The 16,834-nt window shown below is 63.4% G+C and carries 15 protein-coding genes and 3 tRNA genes; 1 reads left to right on the top strand and 17 read right to left on the bottom strand.

Going from position 1 to position 16,834, the window contains the following annotated elements; genetic code table 11:
• From nuoG to RIC54_RS26980, 8 genes are all read right to left on the bottom strand, one after another.
• The coding region (nuoG, locus tag RIC54_RS27015) for an NADH-quinone oxidoreductase subunit NuoG (RefSeq protein ID WP_350151608.1) at positions 1 to 789 on the bottom strand (789 nt) is incomplete at its 3' end.
• A gap of 34 nt (positions 790 to 823) precedes the next feature.
• Complete coding sequence (gene nuoF, locus RIC54_RS27010; RefSeq protein ID WP_350094682.1) at positions 824 to 2,128, bottom strand: NADH-quinone oxidoreductase subunit NuoF; 1,305 nt, start codon at positions 2,126 to 2,128, stop codon at positions 824 to 826.
• On the bottom strand, positions 2,128 to 2,799 hold the full coding sequence (locus RIC54_RS27005; protein ID WP_350094679.1) for a complex I 24 kDa subunit family protein: 672 nt from the start codon (positions 2,797 to 2,799) through the stop codon (positions 2,128 to 2,130). Before RIC54_RS27005 ends, nuoF begins: the two co-directional genes overlap by 1 nt.
• Complete coding sequence (locus RIC54_RS27000) at positions 2,796 to 3,974, bottom strand: NADH-quinone oxidoreductase subunit D (RefSeq protein WP_350094676.1); 1,179 nt, start codon at positions 3,972 to 3,974, stop codon at positions 2,796 to 2,798. The genes RIC54_RS27005 and RIC54_RS27000 overlap by 4 nt, the downstream gene beginning before the upstream one ends.
• Positions 3,974 to 4,618 carry an NADH-quinone oxidoreductase subunit C gene (locus RIC54_RS26995; RefSeq protein WP_350094673.1) on the bottom strand — a complete coding sequence of 215 codons (645 nt, stop codon included), beginning with the start codon at positions 4,616 to 4,618 and terminating at the stop codon, positions 3,974 to 3,976. Before RIC54_RS26995 ends, RIC54_RS27000 begins: the two co-directional genes overlap by 1 nt.
• A 42-nt stretch (positions 4,619 to 4,660) precedes the next feature.
• The gene (locus tag RIC54_RS26990; protein ID WP_350094670.1) at positions 4,661 to 5,200 is read right to left on the bottom strand and encodes a NuoB/complex I 20 kDa subunit family protein; all 540 of its coding nucleotides are present in this window, start codon (positions 5,198 to 5,200) and stop codon (positions 4,661 to 4,663) included.
• Positions 5,191 to 5,556, bottom strand: coding sequence for an NADH-quinone oxidoreductase subunit A (locus RIC54_RS26985; RefSeq protein WP_350094667.1), 366 nt, complete (start codon positions 5,554 to 5,556; stop codon positions 5,191 to 5,193). The genes RIC54_RS26990 and RIC54_RS26985 overlap by 10 nt, the downstream gene beginning before the upstream one ends.
• A 208-nt stretch (positions 5,557 to 5,764) precedes the next feature.
• Positions 5,765 to 5,841 (bottom strand) — tRNA-Asp (locus tag RIC54_RS26980).
• A 159-nt stretch (positions 5,842 to 6,000) separates the two neighbouring features.
• Between RIC54_RS26980 and RIC54_RS26975 the strand changes: the two genes are divergently transcribed.
• On the top strand, positions 6,001 to 6,423 hold the full coding sequence (locus tag RIC54_RS26975; RefSeq protein ID WP_350094664.1) for a hypothetical protein: 423 nt from the start codon (positions 6,001 to 6,003) through the stop codon (positions 6,421 to 6,423).
• A gap of 15 nt (positions 6,424 to 6,438) precedes the next feature.
• On the opposite strand, the gene RIC54_RS26970 is transcribed toward RIC54_RS26975, so the two are convergent.
• The 9 genes from RIC54_RS26970 to RIC54_RS26930 all read right to left on the bottom strand — a co-directional run bounded on the left by RIC54_RS26970 (position 6,439) and on the right by RIC54_RS26930 (position 16,727).
• Positions 6,439 to 6,514 (bottom strand) — tRNA-Val (locus tag RIC54_RS26970).
• Positions 6,515 to 6,638: 124 nt separating this feature from the next.
• Entirely contained in the window at positions 6,639 to 6,911 is a 273-nt protein-coding gene (locus tag RIC54_RS26965) for an HU family DNA-binding protein (RefSeq protein ID WP_007670147.1), read from the bottom strand.
• Between the two features lie 232 nt (positions 6,912 to 7,143).
• Positions 7,144 to 9,558, bottom strand: a complete 2,415-nt coding sequence (lon, locus tag RIC54_RS26960) for an endopeptidase La (protein ID WP_350151606.1) — start codon at positions 9,556 to 9,558, stop codon at positions 7,144 to 7,146.
• A 129-nt stretch (positions 9,559 to 9,687) separates the two neighbouring features.
• A complete protein-coding gene (gene clpX, locus RIC54_RS26955; RefSeq protein ID WP_350151604.1) occupies positions 9,688 to 10,962 on the bottom strand; it encodes an ATP-dependent Clp protease ATP-binding subunit ClpX in 1,275 nt (424 codons plus the stop codon).
• 145 nt (positions 10,963 to 11,107) lie between these two features.
• A complete protein-coding gene (gene clpP / locus RIC54_RS26950; protein WP_350094654.1) occupies positions 11,108 to 11,749 on the bottom strand; it encodes an ATP-dependent Clp endopeptidase proteolytic subunit ClpP in 642 nt (213 codons plus the stop codon).
• A gap of 119 nt (positions 11,750 to 11,868) precedes the next feature.
• The gene (gene tig, locus RIC54_RS26945) at positions 11,869 to 13,392 is read right to left on the bottom strand and encodes a trigger factor (RefSeq protein WP_350094651.1); all 1,524 of its coding nucleotides are present in this window, start codon (positions 13,390 to 13,392) and stop codon (positions 11,869 to 11,871) included.
• 51 nt (positions 13,393 to 13,443) lie between these two features.
• Positions 13,444 to 13,528, bottom strand: a tRNA-Leu gene (locus RIC54_RS26940).
• 93 nt (positions 13,529 to 13,621) lie between these two features.
• Positions 13,622 to 15,058, bottom strand: coding sequence for a malonyl-CoA decarboxylase (locus tag RIC54_RS26935; protein WP_350094648.1), 1,437 nt, complete (start codon positions 15,056 to 15,058; stop codon positions 13,622 to 13,624).
• Between the two features lie 76 nt (positions 15,059 to 15,134).
• Entirely contained in the window at positions 15,135 to 16,727 is a 1,593-nt protein-coding gene (locus tag RIC54_RS26930) for a peptide chain release factor 3 (protein WP_350094645.1), read from the bottom strand.
• Positions 16,728 to 16,834 lie beyond the last annotated feature (107 nt).

Raw genomic sequence — 16,834 nt, 5'->3', positions numbered from 1 at the left:
GGCATAACGGGTCTTGTCCGATATCCATTCTTCGTTCACGTCCTCGTTCAGGATCGGCAACACCCGCATGACTTCGCGGCCGCGCGTATCGACGCGGATATTGCTACCGACCGCGTCCATCACGTCGACCGACTCGGTCTTGGTCAGTTCCCAAGGACGCGCTTCGAACGCATAGGGCTTGGACGTCAGCGCACCGACCGGGCAGAGATCGATGATGTTGGCCGAGAGCTCGGACGCGATAGCCTTTTCGACATAGGTGCCGACTTCCATGTTTTCGCCGCGGCCCGTCGCGCCGAGAACCTCGACGCCTGCGACCTCTGTCGAAAAGCGGATGCACCGGGTGCAGTGGATGCAGCGGGTCATGTGGGTTTCGATCAGCGGGCCGAGATATTTGTCCGCGACCGCCCGCTTGTTCTCCTTGAACCGCGAGTGATCGAAACCGTAGGCCATCGCCTGGTCCTGCAGATCGCATTCGCCGCCCTGGTCGCAAATCGGGCAATCCAGCGGATGGTTGATGAGCAGGAATTCCATCGTGCCCTTCTGAGCCTTGCGGGCCAGATCGGACTTGGTGTGCACGACCATGCCGTCGCCAGCCGGAAACGCGCAGGAGGCCACCGGCTTCGGCGCCTTCTCCATCTCAACCAGGCACATCCGGCAGTTGCCGGCGACCGAAAGCCGGTCGTGGTAGCAGAACCGCGGAACCTCGGCTCCGGCAGCCTCACAGGCCTGCAGCACCGTCGATCCCGCCGGTACCTCTACCTCGATCCCGTCGACCGTCAGTTTCGGCATGCTGTCCTCTCGTCGTCCCTGTGCCGCACGCTCATCACTCGGCCGCCTGGGCGGTCGGCAATACCGGCTGGCCGGCCTTGTATGCCGCGATACGGCGTTCCATCTCGGGGCGGAAGTGCCGGATCAGCCCCTGCACCGGCCATGCCGCGGCATCGCCCAGCGCACAGATCGTATGGCCTTCGATCTGCCGGGAAACCTCTTCGAGAACGTCGATCTCGTCGACATCGGCCTCGCCGCGCACCATGCGCTCCATCACCCGCCACATCCAACCGGTACCTTCCCGGCACGGCGTGCACTGGCCGCAGCTTTCATGCTTGTAGAACGCGCTCAGCCGGGCAATCGCCTTCACGATGTCTGTCGACTGGTTCATCACGATGACCGCCGCCGTGCCGAGGCCCGAGCGGACTTCACGCAGCGAATCGAAATCCATCAGAACGTCGTCGCAGATCGACTTAGGCAGCACCGGCACCGACGAGCCGCCCGGGATCACGCCGAGCAGGTTGTCCCACCCGCCGATGACGCCGCCGGCGTGCTTGTCGATCAACTCACGCAGCGGAATCCCAAGTTCTTCTTCCACGTTGCACGGGTTGTTCACGTGGCCGGAGATGCAGAACAGCTTGGTGCCGGAGTTCTTCGGACGTCCGAGCGCGGCGAACCACTCCGGCCCGCGCCGCAGGATGGTCGGCACGACAGCGATCGACTCGACGTTGTTGACCGTGGTCGGGCAACCGTACAGGCCGACGCCCGCCGGAAAGGGCGGCTTCAGGCGCGGTTGGCCCTTCTTCCCTTCCAGGGATTCCAGCAGCGCGGTCTCTTCGCCGCAGATGTAGGCGCCGGCCCCGCGGTGCAGGAACACGTCGAAGTCGTATCCGGAGCCGCAGGCGTTCTTGCCGATCAGGCCGGCGTCATAGGCCTGGTCGATCGCCGCCTGGAGGTTCTGCGCCTCGTTGTAGAACTCGCCTCGGATGTAGATGTAGGCGGCCTTGGCACGCATCGCATAGCCGCCGATCAGGCAGCCTTCGATCAGCTTGTGCGGCTCATGGCGCAGGATGTCACGGTCCTTGCAGGTGCCGGGCTCCGACTCGTCTGCGTTGACCACCAGATAGTGCGGCTTCTCCTTCACCTCTTTCGGCATGAAGGACCATTTGAGTCCGGTCGGAAAACCGGCACCGCCACGCCCGCGAAGCCCGGAGGCCTTCACGGCCTCGACGAGTTCCTCGGGCGTCTGCGCGAGCAGCGCCTTGGTGTTCGACCAGTCACCACGCTTGCGCGCGCCGTCCAGGCCCCAGTCGAACCAGCCGTAGACGTTGGTGAAGATCCGATCGTCGTCCTTCAGCATCAGTCGTCTCCACCCGCGGCGGCGGCCTTCTGCCCGGCGAACCATACCGGTACACCATCGGATTTCTTCAAGGATTCCAGAGATGTCGGCCCGGCGATCGACTGCGATGTCTGACGCCCCTTCATCGACCCGACAACCGGCGGCTCGCCACGCTTCAGCGCGTCGATCAGCGTCGCCGTGGTCTCGTAGTCCATGTCCTCATAGAAGTCGTCATTCACCTGCAGGATCGGCGCGTTGACGCACGCGCCAAGGCATTCGACCTCCAGCAGCGAGAACTGCCCGTCGGCGGTCCGGCCGTGGTTGTCCAGGCCCAGCTTGTCCTTGATGCAGCGCATCATCTGGTCGGACCCGCGCAGCCAGCAGGGAGTGGTCGTGCATGCCTGCAGGAACCACTTACCGACCGGCGCCAGATTGTACATCGTGTAGAACGTCGCGACCTCGAGCACGCGGATACGGGCCATGTCGAGGCGCGCCGCGATCGCATCGATGGCGGCCAGCGGGATCCAGTTGTCATGTTGCCGCTGGGCCAGGTCGAGCAACGGCAACACTGCGCTCGCCTGCCGGCCCGCGGGATATTTCGCCAGGATGGCCGCGATCTGCTTCTCGCTTGCCGCCGTCCAGGTGAACGAGGCCGGTTGATCCTTGTCGTCGGCAATCGGCTTGCTGCTCATCGGTCGATCTCCCCGAACACGATGTCGAGCGAGCCGATGATCGCCACGGTATCCGCCAGCATGTGCCCCTTCGTCAGGAAATCGGTCGCCGCCAGAAACGCGAAGCCTGGCGCCCGGATCTTGCACCGGTACGGCTTGTTGCTGCCGTCGGACACCAGGAACACCGCAAACTCGCCTTTCGGGGCTTCGACAGCCGTGTAGGTCTCCCCGGCCGGCACATGGTAGCCCTCGGTGTAGAGCTTGAAGTGGTGGATCAGCGCTTCCATCGACTGCTTCATCTCGCCGCGCTTCGGCGAGGTGATCTTGCGGTCGTCGCTCTTCACCGGTCCATCGGGCATGCGCTCGATGCACTGGTCGATGATCCGCAGCGACTGCCGCAGTTCCTCGACCCGCACCAGATAGCGCGCGTAGCAGTCACCGGTCTTGCCGACCGGGACGTCGAAATCCATCTCGGCGTAGGCGTCATAGGGCTGCGCGACCCGCAGATCCCATGGCACGCCGGAGCCGCGCAGCACCGGCCCGGAGAATCCGTGGTCCAGAGCCTCCTGACGGGAAACCACGCCGATGTCGACGGTGCGCTGCTTGAAGATCCGGTTTTCGGTCAGCAGCGATTCCATGTCGTCGACGAACTTCGGAAACTGCTCGGCCCAGGCCTTGATGTCCTCCAGCAAACCGGCCGGCAGGTCCTGATGCACCCCGCCCGGCCGGAAATACGCCGCGTGCAGGCGGGCGCCGGAGACACGCTCATAGAAGCCCATCAGCTTCTCGCGCTCCTCGAACCCCCACAGCAGCGGCGTCATGGCGCCGACGTCGAGCGCGAAGGTCGTCAGGTTCAGCAGGTGATTCAGCACCCGGCCGATCTCGGCGTACAGCACCCGGATGTACTGGCCACGCTTCGGCACCTCCAGGCGCAGCAGCTTCTCAACCGCCAGGGCGAAGGCATGCTCCTGGTTCATCGGCGCGACGTAGTCGAGCCGATCGAAATACGGCACGGCCTGCAGGTAGGTCTTGTACTCGATCAGCTTCTCGGTGCCGCGGTGCAGCAGCCCGATGTGCGGGTCCGCCCGCTCGACCACCTCGCCGTCCATCTCCAGCACCAGGCGCAACACCCCGTGAGCCGCGGGATGCTGCGGCCCGAAGTTCATGGTGAGCGGCTTGATCTGCGTCTCGGCCATCAGCCCTGATCCTCTGCAGTCTGATCGGCCTTCTCGTCACCCGGCAGCGCAGCACGGGCCCCCTCCCAAGGACTGAGGAAGTCGAAGTTCCGGAAGTCCTGGGTCAGCTTGACCGGCTCGTAGACCACGCGTTTCTGGGCATCGTCGTAGCGAACCTCGACATAGCCGGTCAGCGGGAAGTCCTTGCGCAGGGGATGGCCTTCGAAACCGTAGTCCGTCAGCAGCCGCCGTAGATCCGGGTGCTCCGAGAAGTAGATTCCGAACAGATCCCAGCTCTCGCGCTCCATCCAACCTGCCGAACTGAACAACCCGGTCGCTGAAGGGACCGGCGTGCTCTCGTCGGTCGCGACCTTCAGCCGCACCCGGGTGTTCTGCCGGATCGACAGCAGATTGTAGACCACGTCGAAGCGCTGCTCGCGCTGCGGATGGTCGACGCCGCAGATGTCCATCAAGGCCTTGAACTGGCACTGACTGTCGTCGCGCAGGAACGTCAGCACCTTGATCACCGAGGATGGGCGGCACCGCAGGCACAGCTCGCCCTGGATCAGCGTCACATCGGACACGTCCTGATCGAGCTGGCTCTCGATGTGAGCGGCCAGATCCCTCAAGGCGCTAATGGCTTCGGAAGACATGGCTGTCGCCATGAGCTCGCTGACCTCCGTGTCAGAACAACACCCGGTTTCGCGTCAGCGCGCGATCGTAGCGGTTCGCTTGATCTTGCGCTGCAACTGCAGCACCCCGTACAGCAACGCCTCGGCGGTGGGCGGACAGCCCGGCACGTAGATGTCGACCGGAACGATCCGGTCGCAGCCGCGTACCACCGAGTACGAATAGTGATAGTACCCCCCGCCGTTCGCGCAGGATCCCATCGAGATCACCCAGCGCGGCTCGGCCATCTGGTCGTACACCTTGCGAAGCGCCGGCGCCATCTTGTTGGTCAGGGTACCCGCCACGATCATCACGTCGGACTGCCGAGGGCTCGGCCGGAATACCAGTCCGAATCGGTCGAGGTCATAGCGGCTGGCCGCGGTGTGCATCATCTCGACCGCGCAGCAGGCTAGGCCGAAGGTCATCGGCCAGAGCGAACCGCAGCGTGCCCAGTTGAACAGCTTGTCGGCCTGCGCGATCACGAAGCCCTTCTCGCGGATCTCGTCGCTGACAGCCGACAGGATCGCATCCTGGTCGGCGCCGGCGGGGACCGGACGCTCGGCGTTGATCACTCCCATTCCAGGGCTCCCTTCTTCCACTCGTAGATGAAGCCGATGGTCAGAACCCCAAGGAACACCACCATCGACCAGAACCCGAACAGACCGATGTCGCCAAGCGAAATAGCCCAGGGGAACAGGAACGCCACTTCCAGATCAAAGATGATGAACAGGATGGCCACGAGGTAGAAACGCACGTCGAACTGCCGGCGCGAATCGTCGAACGCCTCGAATCCGCATTCATACGCCGACAGCTTCTCGGAATCCGGTCGCTGGGTACCGACCACGAAGGATGCCACGACCATCGCCACTGCAAGGCCCACGGCCACCGCCAGGAACACGAGGATCGGCAGGTATTCCGACAGCAACTCGTTCATCGGCGCTCTCCCCGATACTCAGGCTTCGGCGGCAAGGCGTCCCCCCACGGGTCCACCGCGATTGAGGCGGCACTATAGTGCGCTGCACACCGCGAGAACAAGGCTAAGCCACAGCACCGCACACTATTGAAGTCCATGTCGCAGCGCACGGATAAGCGACCTGCGACGGTCAGTCGCGAGGCCCCCATACCCGGAAGTCAAGAGGAAGTGGCGGGAGTGACGGGACTTGAACCCGCGGCCTCTGGCGTGACAGGCCAGCGCTCTAACCAACTGAGCTACACCCCCTCGAAGGCGATCCCGGCGGCTCGGCCGGGTGCGTCGAGGCGCGTTGTGTAGCCACTCCCCGGAGGCGTGTCAAGCGCACCATCTTCGCCGCGAACGATCTGTCCGCTACACTGCAAAGGACGGCGGGCTTGACGCGGAAAAACCTGGAGGAACCGACGCTTGGATCAGATGACGGCCCACGACTACGAGCGGCTGGTCAAGCTGGTTGCGCTGATGGCAAGCGACAACGACGGCGAGGTTCTGAATGCGGTTGCAGCCGCCAGCCGCGTGCTGAACAGCTACGGGCTCGACTGGACCGATATCATACTGCCGCGACGTCTGATGCCGGTCCGCGCCAGTGCTGCCGAAGATCTCGCCGCGGACGACGATAACGGCACGGATGGCAGCCCGCCGCCGATCGACAAGGCCACACCGGCGATCATGTTCCGGTACATTATGGCGAGTGCGAATGTCTCTCCGGACGCAAAGCGCGACATCAGGCGCCACGCCGGCGCGATTCGCGACGGTCGAATCAGCCCCGCGATTCGTGGCGAACTGCAGACGATGTACACCTACGCGGTACTGCGGGGTCATGTGATCTAGGCGGGGCCGTGGAGGTGGTGGGCGGTGACGGGTTCGAACCGCCGACCTAGCGGGTGTAAACCGCTCGCTCTTCCAGCTGAGCTAACCGCCCTTTCAGGGGACTCGTCCCCAACGCACCGAGGTGCGACCAGCCCATCTCATTCCACACCAGAGGGGCCAAATGCAAGACGCCGGCATCAAGGATGCCGGCGTCTGCTGAAATATGACAGTCAAACTCAGTTGACGGAGTCCTTGAGACCCTTGCCTGGCTTGAACTTTGGCTGCTTGGACGCGGGGATTGCGATCTTCTCCCCAGTGCGCGGATTGCGGCCTTCGCTGGCAGCGCGGGACGCCACCGAGAATGTTCCGAAACCAACGAGGCGGACATCACCGCCCTTTTTGAGCTGCCCGGTGATCTCATCGAACACCGCATCGACAGCCTTGCCTGAATCGGCCTTGGAAAGTCCGGTCGAGTCAGCGACCGCAGCAACGAGCTCGTTCTTGTTCACTTTAGCCCCCCAATGTGGCGACACAATATCTGCGCGCATCGCTCGAACGACGCAACGAGGTGGACTTTAAATCCTCGGCTCATCAGCCGTCAATCGTCCTGACGATCATTTCGCAAGGTTTTCTGCGGCTTTCGGCTCGAATTCGACTCCGAATCCGCCTAACGGCCGTAATAAGAACGGCCGCACCAACCCAATGGTGCGGCCGCCTGCCTTCCAGCCCGGAAAAACCCGGTCAGTGGGTGATAACACCTTCAACGACATCGCTTTTTGCACCCGGCTTCAGCGATTCGATATCCTTTGCCTTGTCAGTCAGCGATGCGGGGTCGATCGGAACCGGCTGATTCGTCAGGGCATGCACGATCACCTCGTCGACGACCGAGACGGGGATGATCTTGAGACCCTTCTTCACGTTGTCCGGAATCTCGGCCAGATCCTTCTCATTGTCCTTCGGAATCAGGACCAGCTTCAGACCGCCGCGCAGCGCAGCCAGCAGCTTCTCCTTCAGGCCGCCGATCGGCAGAATTCGGCCGCGCAACGTGACCTCGCCGGTCATCGCAATATCACGCCGCACGGGTATTCCGGTCAGCACGGACACGATCGACGTCACCATGGCAACGCCTGCCGACGGGCCGTCCTTCGGCGTCGCTCCCTCCGGGACGTGCACGTGGATGTCACGCTCCTCGAACAGCTTCGGCTCAATCCCAAAGGTGTAGCAGCGTGATTTCACATAGGATTCAGCGGCCTGCACCGATTCCTTCATCACGTCACCGAGCTTGCCGGTTGTGATGACCTTGCCCTTGCCGGGGACGGTGACCGCTTCGATGGACAGGAGTTCCCCGCCCACCTCGGTCCAGGCGAGACCGGTCGTGACACCGACCATGTCGACTTCCTCGACCTCGCCGTAGCGGTACTTCCGCACGCCGGCGTAGTTCTCGAGGTTGCGCCGGGTCACCGCGACCTTGGCGCGCCCGGTGCTCAAGATCTCCTTGACCGCCTTTCGCGTCAGGTTCGCCAGCTCGCGCTCCAGATTCCGCACCCCCGCCTCGCGGGTGTAGTAGCGGATCACATCACGCAGCGCTTCTTCCGAGATCGACCACTCGCCGTCCTTCAGGCCATGCTCCTTGATCTGCTTCACGATCAGGTGGCGCTGGGCGATTTCGACCTTCTCGTCCTCGGTGTAGCCCGACAGTCGGATGATCTCCATGCGATCCAGCAACGGTTGCGGCATCCGCAGGGTGTTGGCGGTCGTCACGAACATCACATCGGACAGGTCGTAATCAACTTCCAGGTAGTGGTCCTGGAACGAATTGTTCTGTTCCGGATCCAGAACCTCAAGCAGCGCCGACGACGGATCGCCGCGGTAGTCCTGGCCGAGCTTGTCGATCTCATCCAGCAGGAACAGCGGATTCGAGGTCTTGGCCTTCTTCATTCCCTGGACGATCTTGCCAGGCAGGGCGCCGATGTAGGTCCGGCGGTGGCCGCGGATCTCGGCCTCGTCACGCACGCCGCCGAGCGACATCCGGACAAAATTCCGGCCGGTCGCCCGGGCGACCGATTTGCCGAGCGAGGTCTTGCCGACGCCCGGCGGGCCGACCAGGCACAAAATCGGGCCTTTCAGCTTGCCGATCCGGGTCTGCACCGCGAGATACTCGACGATCCGTTCCTTGACCTTCTCAAGGCCGTAGTGGTCGGCGTTCAGCACTAACTCGGCCTGCTTGAGGTCCTTCTTGATCTTCGAACGCTTCTTCCACGGGATCTGCAGCAGCCAGTCCAGGTAGTTGCGCACCACCGTGGACTCGGCCGACATCGGGCTCATGTTGCGGAGCTTCTTGAGCTCCTGCAGGGCCTTCTCGCGGGCTTCCTTGGAGAGCTTGGTCTTGGCGATCTGCTCTTCGAGTTCCTGGAGGTCGTCGCGGCCGTCATCACCCTCGCCGAGCTCCTTCTGGATCGCCTTCATCTGCTCGTTGAGGTAGTACTCGCGCTGGGTCTTCTCCATCTGGCGCTTCACGCGATTGCGGATGCGCTTCTCGACCTGCAGGACGCCGATCTCGCCCTCCATGAAGCCGTACACCCGCTCCAGACGGGCAACCACACCCGCGGTCTCCAGCAGATCCTGCTTGTCGGCGATCTTAAGCGCCAGATGAGATGCGATGGTGTCGGCCAGCTTGGCAGGCTCCTCGATCTGATTGACCGAGACCAGAACCTCCGGCGGGATCTTCTTGTTGAGCTTGATGTACTGTTCGAACTGAGCGATCACCGCGCGCGACAACGCCTCGACCTCCTGGCGGTCGCCGGCATCCTCATCGATCTCTTCGGCTTCCGCCTCGAAGAATGAATCGGTTGCCGTGTAGCGCGTGATGCGGGCACGACGGCCGCCCTCGACCAGCACCTTGACGGTGCCGTCCGGCAACTTCAGCATTTGCAGGACCGTGCCGATCGTGCCGACGGTAAAGATCTCTTCTGCGGCCGGATCATCGTCACCGGCATTCTTCTGGGTGACCAGCAGGATCTGCTTGTCATCCTTCATGACGTCTTCGAGAGCCCGCACCGATTTGTCCCGCCCGACGAACAGCGGCACGATCATGTGCGGAAAGACGACGATGTCCCGCAGCGGCAGAACAGGGAAAACCTGGGAAGCAAGGGTCACGTCTTTTGGCCTCAACTAAGCGCCTCCCCCAACATCGAAATCGAAATTGTGTCACGCAGGGCGGGGGATGGGACCCTGCGCACGCCTGTTAAGTGGCGCCCGGCCCTTCGCCAATCAAGGCCGAAACGTTCAAGCTCCGGTGCTGGCGTCCTCGCGGCGCTCGGAATGAACCATGATGGGTTTCGCGCCCTGGTTCACCACATCGCCGTTGATGATGATCTCGTCCACGCCGTCCAGCTGCGGCAGATCATACATCGGGTCCAGCAGGATGTTTTCCATGATCGATCGCAGTCCGCGCGCACCGGTCTTCCGGTCGATCGCCTTGCGGGCGATGGCGCGCCGCGCGGCGTCACGGAACTCCAGACGCACATCCTCCATCTCGAACAGCCGCTGATACTGCTTGACCAGCGCGTTCTTCGGCTTGGTCAGGATATCGACCAATGCGTCCTCTTCCAGATCCTCAAGCGTCGCCAGGACCGGAAGACGACCGACGAACTCCGGGATCAGGCCGAATTTCAGCAGATCCTCAGGCTCGACCTCGCGCAGGATCTCGCCGGTGCGACGGTCGTCCGGTGCCCGCACGTCCGCGCCGAAGCCGATCGACGACCCCCGGGACCGGTTGGAGATGATCTTCTCCAGCCCGGAGAACGCACCACCGCAGATGAACAGGATGTTCGTGGTGTCGACCTGCAGGAACTCCTGCTGCGGGTGCTTGCGGCCGCCCTGGGGCGGAACGCTGGCAACCGTGCCCTCCATGATCTTCAGCAACGCCTGCTGGACACCCTCGCCCGATACATCGCGGGTGATAGACGGGTTGTCCGACTTGCGGCTGATCTTGTCGACCTCATCGATGTAGACGATGCCGCGCTGTGCCCGCTCGACATTGTAATCAGCGGCCTGGAGCAGCTTCAGGATGATGTTCTCTACATCCTCGCCGACATAGCCCGCTTCGGTCAGCGTCGTGGCGTCGGCCATCGTGAACGGAACGTCGATGATGCGCGCCAGGGTCTGGGCCAGCAACGTCTTGCCGCAGCCGGTCGGGCCGATCAGCAGGATGTTGGACTTGGCCAACTCGACATCGTTGTTCTTCTGGCCGTGGGCGAGCCGCTTGTAGTGGTTGTGCACCGCCACAGACAGGATGCGCTTCGCCTTGAGCTGGCCGATGACGTAATCGTCCAGCACCTGACAGATGTCACCGGGAGTCGGCACACCGTCGCGCGACTTCACCAGGGTGGTTTTGTGCTCTTCACGGATGATGTCCATGCAGAGTTCAACACACTCGTCGCAGATAAAAACCGTCGGCCCTGCGATGAGCTTGCGGACCTCGTGCTGGCTCTTCCCGCAGAACGAGCAGTAGAGGGTGTTCTTTGAATCGCCCCCGCTGCCGCTACCGGACTTGCTCATGATTCCTCGGTCCTGGTCGTCTGATCCACCGGCTTCATGTTAGCCGCCCGGTTTCCGGGGCGACAATGCGAAAAGACCACGGCACTCGGTAAAAAATCGTTAACCGGGCGCACAATGGCAGAATTTGGCGCGCTGTACGACGCCCTCATCCGCCGGGCTTGTCGGTTTCGACGGGCGCCGGACGCTTGGCGATGACCTCGTCGATCAGCCCGAACGCCTTGGCTTCGTCGGCCGTCATGAAGTTGTCGCGGTCCATGCCCTTCTCGATCTCGTCGATCGAGCGGCCCGAATGCTTAACGTAGATCTGGTTCAGCCGCTCACGGGTCTTGATGATCTCGCGGGCATGAATCTCGATGTCGGACGCCTGGCCCTGGAAACCGCCCGAGGGCTGGTGGATCATCACCTTGGCGTTCGGCAGGCAGTAGCGCTTGCCAGCGGTGCCGGCCGTCAGCAGCAGCGAGCCCATCGACGCGGCGTGCCCCATGCAGACCGTCGAGATCTCCGGGCGGACGTATTCCATGGTGTCGTACATCGCCATTCCCGAGGTGACGATGCCACCCGGGGAATTGATGTACATGGCGATGTCCTTGGTGGGATTCTCGGCCTCCAGGAACAGCAGCTGCGCGCACACGACACTGGCGACCGCATCGTTGATCGGCCCCATCACGAAGATGATCCGCTCCTTCAGCAGTCGTGAGTAGATGTCGTAGGACCGCTCGCCGCGGTTGGTCTGCTCGACCACCATCGGAACCAGGGTGTTCATGTAGATGTCGACCGGGTTGGCCATCGATGCCGTACCTTCGTCCTGGTGTCGGGGGCCGCGGAAAGCGAATCCCTTTGGAATAGCTCGCCCAATATGGGGCGTGACGGGCCGGTCTGCCAGCCCATCCTGAAAGTGGCGGACGCTCACTCCGGAGCGTCCTCCTCCTTCTTGCTCTTCGCGGCCTTGGCCTTCTTCGGCTTCGCGGCCGCCTTGGCTTTGGTATCCGACGCCTTCTTCTTGGTCTTGGTCGACGCCGCCGCGTCATCCGCCTCGGCAGCGTCCGCTTCGTCGTCGGCGAACAGCTGTTCCGGCGTCACTTCCTTGTCGGTGACGGTCGCCATCTCAAGGATGAAATCGACGACCTTGTCCTCGAACAGCGGCGCGCGGACCTGGGCCAACGCCTGCGGGTTCTTCTGGTAGTACTCGAACACGAACTTTTCCTGGCCCGGGAAGCGTGCCGCCTGCGAGCGGATGGCGTTGGTCACCTCGTCGTCGGTCACCTGGATGTTGTTCACCCGGCCGACCTCGGAAAGCAGCAAGCCAAGGCGGACCCGCCGCTCGGCGATCTGCCGGTACTCCGCGCGCTCTTCCTCGGAGATCTTCTCGTCCTCGGAAGGATGGCCGGAGTGATCGTGATGGTCGTGGCCCTCGTGGTCGTGACCCTCGTGGCCGTCGTCATCATGCTTGTGCTCGGCACCTTCGCCATGGGCGACGACCTGGTGAACGATGCCGCGGTACTCTTCCTCCAGCATGCCGGCCGGAACCGCGAAGCTGTGGCGGTCGGCCAGGGCGTCGAGCAGCGAACGCTTGGTCTTGGCCCGCGCAGCTTCCGCGAATTCGCCCTGCATCTGCTCCCGTACCGCATCGCGCAATGCGTCCAGGCTATCAAGGCCGAAGCGCTGCGCCAGCGCGTCGTCGATCGACACCGGCTTCGGCGCCCGCAGTTCCTTGACGGTAACCGAGAACACCGCTTCCTTGCCGGCAAGGTGCGCCGCCTGATAGTCGTCGGGGAACGAAACCGTTACGTCGCGGCTCTCACCGACCTCGGCACCAACCAGTTGACCCTCGAAGCCCGGGATGAACGAGTTGGATCCGAGTTCCAGGTGATGATCTTGGGCGGCACCGCCGTCGAACGGCGTGCCGTCGATCTTGCCTTCGAAATCGATGACGACCACGTCGCCCTCGGCCGCGCCGCGCTTGTCGGCAACCGGCTCGCTGTCCTTCTGCTGGGCGGCCATACGCTCCAGCGCTTCGGTCACGGCCTTGTCGTCCACCTTGGCGATGGTGCGCTCCACCGACAGCGACGCGAAATCGATCGGATCGATCTCCGGCATGAGCTCAATCGAGACCGTGTACTCGAGATCCTTGCCCTTGTCGTAGGCGGTGATCTCGACCTTTGGCTGGACGGCGGGGCGCAGGCCACGCTCGTTCATCGCCATTTCGGTGTTGGTATTGACCGCCTTCTCAAGGATCTCCCCAAGCAGGGAGTCGCCGTAGCGGGCGCGCAGGAGCGCCGGCGGCACCTTGCCGGGCCGGAAGCCCGGCAGGCTCATCTGCGGAGCGAGTTCGGCCAGCCGCCCGTTCAGTTCGGCATCAATCTCCGATGCCGGAACGACGATGGTAAATTCGCGCTTCAGTCCCTCGTTGAGGGTCTCATTGACTTGCAAGGAACACATCCGGTCGATCAAGGGCCCGCGGTCGCGGTCCGATCGACGCCCTGGTGCGGGTGGAGGGACTCGAACCCCCAAGGCTTGCGCCACTGGAACCTAAATCCAGCGTGTCTACCAATTCCACCACACCCGCGCCGAGCGTTGCGCGCCCTACGTCAGGAGGCGCACTGCTATATGACCTCGCATCCCGCGTCAACCGGGCGGCACCCGCTCCGCCACACCGGTCTCAACCGCGGACCAGCGCGCGCATCGCCGAGGACGAGGCGATCAGAGCGCCGTCCGAGTAGGCTTCGTGGTTGTCGTCGATTGCGCTCAGCTTATAGAGGTAGTTGATCATCATTCCGGACGACTGGCGGAGACCGTTGGGCGATGGGTCGCCCAGCCAGTTCAGGCGCTCCATCCGAGCGCCGTTCGACAGGTGGAAATGGGCCACAGGGTCGCGGGCCGTGCCGTTCGATCGCTTGGCCGTCAGCAGGTAGCGGGCAGCCATCCGCATCATCGGTGCTTTCAGGGCATCGGACAGCGCGGCAGTCCGCCACCAGCCATCAACCGCCAGGGCACGCCCCACCAGGTCCGAATCGCCGCTGTCGTCATCCTCCAGACCGAGCGCTGCTAGCAGCGCCCGGCGCTCAGGCGAGGTCAGCGACGGGCCCTGCCCGTCTTCAACCGCACTCGCGTACCACGCGGCGAAGCCCGGAATCGGCGACAGGGTGGCGAAGGTCTTCAGGTTCGGAAACTCGTGCTCCAGCACATCGACAACGCGCTTGATGAGGAAGTTCCCAAAACTGATCCCGGCCAAACCGCGCTGCGCATTGGATATCGAGTAGAAGATCGCCGTATTGGCCGCACGGGGATCGGTCCGCGGCGCGTCTTCGTCGAGCAATGCCTCGACCCCGGCGGACATGCCGTCGACCAGCGCCACCTCCACGAAAATCAGCGGCTCCTGCGGCATGTTCGGGTGAAAGTAAGCGAAACACCGCCGATCCGAATCCAGCCGATTCTTCAGATCCTCCCATGATCGGATCTTGTGGACCGCCTCGTAGGCGATCAGCTTCTCAAGCAGCGCCGCCGGAGCGTCCCAGGTGATCTGGCGCAGTTCCAGCAACCCGACGTCGAACCACGCCGCCAGCAACTCGCGCAGGTCGGCGTCCAGGTCGGTCAATTCCGGCGAATCCTTCGCCATCGGAACCAGTTCCGCCCTCAGGTCGACCAGAAACTTCACCCCTTCCGGCAGCGCGTTGAAGCGCATCAGCAGCCGTCGCCAATGCGGGACCAGCGCATCGCGCAACCGCCGCTCGCTGCGTCGGCGCTCGTCTTCCGAGCGCGCCGCGTGAAGCGCCTCGATAGCCAGCGAGACCTCGGTGCGATCCGGGCCGAACTCCTCGGCCAGCAGCGTCAGGAATCGGCGACGCCCGGTGGCATTCAACGCGAGGTAGGACCGTCCGAGCTCGGCTGCGCGGGCGCGCGCCGACACCTCGCCGCCTTTCGCCTCAAGGCAGTCGGTCATCTGCAGACGCATCTTGGCGAGGTCGTCACCCGGCAGATCCGGGCGCGGCGCGCCCGACAGGTAGTACCGGGTGGAGTCCGACAACCCGGTCCAGGCAGACCGGAGGTTGCGCAGCGTGCGGTCGATCAGGCTTGCGGGCGCGGCTGTATCAGTCATGGCCGGACTTTGCCGCGCCGAAATCGATCCGGCAATCGACGATTCTGTGACAGATTCGCACTGTCCGATGATCGACTCAGATCTGTTGCTGCTTGGTCGCCATGAACCGGAGCTTCGGCCAGGTATCGGCGGTATGCTTCAAATGCCAGGCGTTGCGGGCCAGGAACACCCAGTCACCGTCGTGATCTTCCGCCAGATCGCCCTGGTGGGCGTCGACGAACCGCTTCAACTCCACACCGTCATCGTCGCCGGCGACCCACCGCGCGGTGTACAGCCCGGCGGTCTCGAACGTCACCGGCACGTCGTACTCAGTGCGGATCCGGTCGGCCAGCACCTCGAACTGCAAGGCTCCGACCACTCCGACGATCCATTGGCTGCCCAGCCGGGTCTTGAAGGCCTTGGCCGCACCTTCTTCAGCCAGTTGCTCAACTGCCCTCGATAAGTGTTTCATTTTCATCGGATCAGTCGGACGGACGCGTTGCAGAAGCTCGGGTGCGAAACTCGGGATTCCGGTGACGTGCAGTTCCTCGCCTTCGGTCAGCGTGTCACCGATGCGCAGGTTGCCATGGTTCGGAATACCGATGATGTCGCCGGGCCAGGCCTCGTCCGCAACCTCGCGGTCCCGGGCCAGGAACAGCACCGGGTTGTGCATGGTCATCTGCTTGCCGCTGCGGATGTGCTTCAGCTTCATGCCGCGCTTGAAGTGACCAGAGCTGAGACGCACGAACGCAATACGGTCGCGATGCTTGGGGTCCATGTTCGCCTGGATCTTGAAAACGAACGCCGACACCTTGGTCTCGTCCGGCAGGATTGGGCGTTCGACCGCCGGCTGCGGCCGCGGCGACGGAGCGTATTCCGCCACTCCCTGCAGCAGTTCCCGGACCCCGAAATTGTTCAAGGCACTGCCAAAGAACACCGGCGTCATGGTCCCGTAGCGAAACGCCTCCAGATCGAATTCCGGGCACAGACCACGCACCATCTCGACCTGATCGCGCAACTCCCGAACCTGGTCGGCCGGCAGCAACTCGTCGAGCTTGGGGTCGTCGAGACCACGGCACTGGATGCCCTCGGCCGGACGGTCGTGGTTGCCACGGGCGACCAGGATCAACTGGTCGCGCAGCAGGTCATAGCAACCCTTGAAGCGCTGCCCGGTCCCGATCGGCCAACTGGCCGGGGAAACGTCGAGCGCCAGGGTCTGTTCGATCTCGTCCAGGAGTTCGAACGGATCGCGGGTCTCACGGTCCAGCTTGTTGATGAACGTGACGATCGGCACGTCACGCAGGCGGCAAACTTCGAACAGCTTGCGGGTCTGTTCCTCAATGCCTTTGGCGGCGTCGATAACCATCACCGCGGAGTCGACCGCGGTCAGGGTGCGGTAGGTGTCTTCCGAGAAGTCTTCGTGACCCGGGGTGTCCAGCAGGTTGAAGGTCTTGCCCTGGAACTCGTAGGTCATCACCGATGACGCGACGGAAATGCCACGCTCCTGCTCGACCTTCATCCAGTCCGAGCGTGCACGCCGCGCTTGTCCGCGCGCCTTCACCGCGCCGGCAAGCTGGATCGCTCCCCCGAACAGCAGCAGCTTCTCGGTCAGCGTGGTCTTGCCGGCATCCGGGTGCGAGATGATCGCGAAAGTCCGGCGCCGGGCCACCTCCTCGGCGAGCGAGCCCATAGCGGTGATATCCCTGACGTGAAGGCCCGCTAGATAACGGCCGGCGAACCGGACATCAAGAGGCCCGAGCCGCTCGCGCCGATTGTGCACCGCAGCAGGTCCCGATA

It is taken from the genome of Thalassobaculum sp. (genome assembly GCF_040219215.1).
Taxonomy (GTDB): Bacteria; Pseudomonadota; Alphaproteobacteria; order Thalassobaculales; family Thalassobaculaceae; genus Thalassobaculum_A.
Note: the sequence above shows the minus strand (reverse complement) of the source record. Positions and strands in the feature narration are given on the sequence as shown.